The sequence below is a fragment of the Sneathiella sp. genome (assembly GCF_036960985.1).
Classification (GTDB): domain Bacteria; phylum Pseudomonadota; class Alphaproteobacteria; order Sneathiellales; family Sneathiellaceae; genus Sneathiella.
Map to the genome: position 1 here is coordinate 1 of NZ_JBALWD010000064.1, position 4,172 is coordinate 4,172.

Sequence of the window (4,172 nt, forward strand, 5' to 3'; positions counted from 1 at the left end):
GATCAACGGCACTACGGGATATGAAGAAGCCGCCGCACAAGGCCTGATGGCCGGTCTCAATGCAGCGCGGCAAGCCGGCGATGGGACCGAGATTATTCTGGACCGTGCCGATGCCTATATTGGGGTGATGATCGATGATCTGGTGACCCGCGGGACCAAAGAACCCTATCGCATGTTTACCTCGCGGGCCGAATACCGATTGATCCTGCGGGCCGATAATGCGGATCAACGGCTGACCGACCTGGGCACAGAAATTGGATGTGTGGGGCAGGAGCGACGCGAGATTTACGCGACGAAGAAAGAGGCTTTGGCCGCAGCTCGAATAATGTTCGACTGTCTCGCCATCACCCCGACTGAAGCGCGGCGTCAAGGCCTCAATGTTAATCAGGATGGGGTCCGTCGGACGGCATCTGATTTGCTGGCCTATCCCGATATAGGGCTTGATGAGATTACCGCCATCTGGCCGCAAGTCGCTGATTTTACTCCGGAAATACGCGAGCAAATGGCCATAGACGCGCAGTATAGCGGCTATTTGGAGCGGCAGAAATCAGATATTCGCGACTTCCGAAAAGACGAGGCCCTGAGCCTTCCGGAGACTTTGGCTTATGGTGAGATTGGCGGGCTGTCCAATGAAGTTCGCCAGAAGCTGGAAGAAACTCGGCCGACAACATTGGGGCAGGCGGCGCGGATCTCCGGTGTGACTCCGGCGGCGCTGACGGCCTTGCTTTCGTATGTCAAACGCGGCGAGCATCGCAAGCGTGTCGGATAATTCTCGTCTCTTTACCGCTGAAGATTTTCAGGCCCGGACAAATGTTTCACGTGAAACATTGGACCATCTGAGACGCTATGGTGCCTTGCTGGAGAAGTGGCAGAAGGCCATTAACCTGGTGGGAAAATCCACACTTCCTGATCTGTGGCGACGGCATATGCTGGATAGCTGGCAATTGCTGTCCTGTGTCTCGATGCCCAAAGGCACATGGCTTGATCTGGGGAGTGGGGCAGGTTTCCCGGCTTTGGTGGTAGCCATCGGCACGGAGTTTGAGGTTCATGCGGTGGAAAGCGATCAGAGAAAATGCCTGTTTATGCAAAATGTTTCACGTGAAACATTGGCCGGCCTCACGGTACATCGGGCCCGGATCGAGGCTTTACCGCCGTTTCCTGTCGATGTCATCTCGGCCCGGGCGCTTGCACCACTGGAAAAACTGTTGGAATATGCCGCTCCCTTTGTCCATTCAAAAACAGAATTTTTGTTTTTAAAGGGACAAGATGTAGATGAAGAATTGACCAATGCGTCTAAATGTTGGAATATGCAGGTCGAGAAGCATCGTAGTTTAACAAGTGATGACGGCTGTATAGTGAAATTGACCGAGGTCAGCCGTCACTCCTAACCCAGGAGCGGATGGTATGAACACCCATGTAGGAAACCTGCATCAGCGGACCACAGCCCGAATTTTGGCGGTCGCCAATCAAAAAGGCGGTGTTGGAAAAACCACCACGACCATCAATCTGGCGACCGCTCTGGCGGCCATCGGCCAGACCGTTCTGATCATCGATACGGACCCGCAGGGCAACGCCAGCACCGGTCTTGGGATTTCACGGGACGACCGGGAAAGAAATGTTTACGGCGTATTGATGGGTGAAACCCCAATAAAATCAGCTATTTACAAAACAGATATCCCGCAGTTGGACATTGTTCCGTCCACCGCAGACTTGTCCGGCGCCGAGTTGGAGCTGGTGGAGCTGGATCGCCGTAGTCACCGTTTATACGACGCCATCGCTGAAATCAGCGACCGCTATGATTATATTCTGATCGATTGTCCGCCCTCGTTGAATTTGCTGACATTAAATGCCCTGGTTGCCGTCCATGCGGTTGTCGTGCCATTGCAATGTGAGTTCTTTGCCCTGGAAGGGCTCAGCATGTTGATTAAAACCATTGAACGTGTCCGCCAGACCCTCAATCCGCAGCTGGAAATTCAGGGGGTGGTTCTGACCATGTTCGACAAACGGAATAATTTGTCGCTGCAGGTGTCCCAGGACGTGCGCGAATTTCTCGGTGATACGGTTTACCAGACCGTAATTCCCCGGAATGTGAGGGTTTCTGAGGCTCCGAGCCACGGCAAGCCGGTTCTGATCTATGACCATCGTTGTGCCGGGAGCCAAGCCTATATTAACCTCGCCAAAGAGGTAATCCGCCGTGAACGCCAACTGAATGCGGCTGAAGTTGCATGAATGAGATGATGATGACAGACGAAACCTCAAAGAAAAAACTCGGACGCGGACTTTCCGCTCTGCTTGGCGATGATACGCCCAGTGATTACGCCGATCTCGACAAAGCGCGGCCAGCCAAGGAAGTACCCGTCGAACAACTCCGTCCCAATCGGTATCAGCCCCGGCAGGATTGGGATCAGGAAGCTTTGGACAGTTTGACGGAATCGGTGCGGGAAAAAGGAATTCTGCAACCTATCCTTGTCCGCCGCGACCCCGATCAGGAAGTGGAATTTGAAATCGTCGCCGGTGAACGCCGCTGGCGGGCGGCACAATTGGCGCAATTGCATGAAGTCCCGGTGGTTATCAAGGATCTGAGCGATGCGGAAAGCATGGAAATCGCCATTATCGAGAATATCCAACGCGAGGACCTGTCACCCATCGAGGAAGCGGAAGCCTATCGCCGCCTGATGGAGGAGTTTAACTATATTCAGGAAAGCCTGTCCAAAAAAGTTGGCAAAAGTCGCTCCCACGTGGCGAACTTGATGCGATTACTGGTGCTCCCAAAAGCTGTTCAGGATATGATCCGGGATGGGCGCCTTAGCGCCAGTGCAGCCAGAACCCTTATAAATGCGGACGATCCGGAAGCATTGGCCCGTAAAATCGTTGAAGAAGGCTTGAGTGTTCGCGCCGCTGAGGAACTGGGTAAGAAGAAAGCGAAAAAGGCCGATAAAGGATCCCGGAACAGCGGTTATCAGACGTCGAGCTACAATAAAAGTGCAGACGTTCTCGCGTTGGAGGATGATTTATCCGTGGCCATCGGTATGGAAGTGGATATCCGCCATAATGCAGACGGCACCGGAACGTTGACCATCAAATATGATGATCTCGATCATCTGGATGATGCTTGCCGCCGATTAACCCGGGAGCCGCTGCACAATCTTGTTGAAGATCCGCTGACGGAAGATGAGGCAAAATCCTATTCTTACGGGACTGAAATTCAATCCGCCCTGGATTCCGCCCTCGAAGACCCAAAAGAAGAGTAATTCTATCGATACGGGCGATTTTCGATATATCCGACCCTTAAAGTCGGTGTTTCGACGGATCGTCGATGTCACCCCTTTCAAACCCTGAAACCGGCGGAAACCCTCAGGTTTCGAGTCTCTTTTAGCACAATATGTGGTAATTTATCCCGATTTTCAGGCCGCTCAACACAGCATGTCGTGTTATGGGTCGATGCCGTGCGTGAAATTTGGGGAAAAATTGGCCGTCTATTTAGTATTTATTGACCTGACGCAAAAAAAGGAGAGGTACATTGGACACATATATCATCAAGAAATCTGAAATCGAGTCTTTGGAGGGACTTCAGAAATCCCATTTCTTGAATACGAACGCCCAACGCCTCAACAAGTCGTTAGGAGACCTGACCGGACTTACCGGCTTTGGATTTCACATCATTGAAGTTCCGCCGGGGAAAGACTCCACGGAATTCCATGTTCATCATCATGAGGACGAATGCACTTATGTGCTTTCCGGCAGAGGGCAAGTGATCATTGGATCCGAAACTTATGCGATCAGTGAAGGAGACTTCATTGGTTACCGCAAAGGGGGAAAGGCGCATACCATGGTGAATTCCGGCTCCGACACTCTCAAATGTATCGTCGTCGGCCAGCGACTACCCCATGATGTGGGTGATTACCCCAACCTTGCCAAGCGTATATACAGAAACGATGGCCTGCCATGGGATGTTGTGGATCACGAGCATATTGTCAATCCGACGGGTGCGGGGAAAAAATAGCCGCGCCCATCGCCGAAAGGGTGCAAACAGCGCGCCTTTTGGTCACTTTAGGGGGCAGAATGATGAAAATTGTAGAATTCTCAAAGTAGCTGCCTTCGGCGGGACTAATTGGCAACTCCAAAATGGCCGGCAAAATTGTCTGAAAGGGCGGACAGACGATCGACGGCCT

Annotated in this window: 5 protein-coding genes; all 5 read left to right on the plus strand. The window is 52.3% G+C overall.

Going from position 1 to position 4,172, the window contains the following annotated elements; translation table 11 throughout:
• Positions 1-769, plus strand: a 769-nt coding sequence (locus V7723_RS19655; protein WP_335686203.1) for an FAD-dependent oxidoreductase, incomplete at its 5' end; no start/stop codon positions are given.
• Positions 759-1,388, plus strand: coding sequence for a 16S rRNA (guanine(527)-N(7))-methyltransferase RsmG (rsmG, locus tag V7723_RS19660; protein WP_335686204.1), 630 nt, complete (start codon positions 759-761; stop codon positions 1,386-1,388). The genes V7723_RS19655 and rsmG, both read left to right, overlap by 11 nt.
• A 16-nt stretch (positions 1,389-1,404) precedes the next feature.
• Positions 1,405-2,229 carry a ParA family protein gene (locus V7723_RS19665; RefSeq protein WP_335686205.1) on the plus strand — a complete coding sequence of 275 codons (825 nt, stop codon included), beginning with the start codon at positions 1,405-1,407 and terminating at the stop codon, positions 2,227-2,229.
• Positions 2,230-2,240: 11 nt separating this feature from the next.
• Positions 2,241-3,251 carry a ParB/RepB/Spo0J family partition protein gene (locus tag V7723_RS19670; protein ID WP_335686206.1) on the plus strand — a complete coding sequence of 337 codons (1,011 nt, stop codon included), beginning with the start codon at positions 2,241-2,243 and terminating at the stop codon, positions 3,249-3,251.
• A 269-nt stretch (positions 3,252-3,520) separates the two neighbouring features.
• A complete protein-coding gene (locus V7723_RS19675) occupies positions 3,521-4,003 on the plus strand; it encodes a cupin domain-containing protein (RefSeq protein ID WP_335686207.1) in 483 nt (160 codons plus the stop codon).
• The last annotated feature ends 169 nt before the right edge of the window (positions 4,004-4,172 follow it).

Coding starts and splice junctions, on each gene's coding strand:
- V7723_RS19670 (WP_335686206.1), top strand. CDS start 2,241: ATGACAGACGAAACCTCAAAGAAAAAACTCGGACGCGGACTTTCCGCT.
- V7723_RS19665 (WP_335686205.1), top strand. CDS start 1,405: ATGAACACCCATGTAGGAAACCTGCATCAGCGGACCACAGCCCGAATT.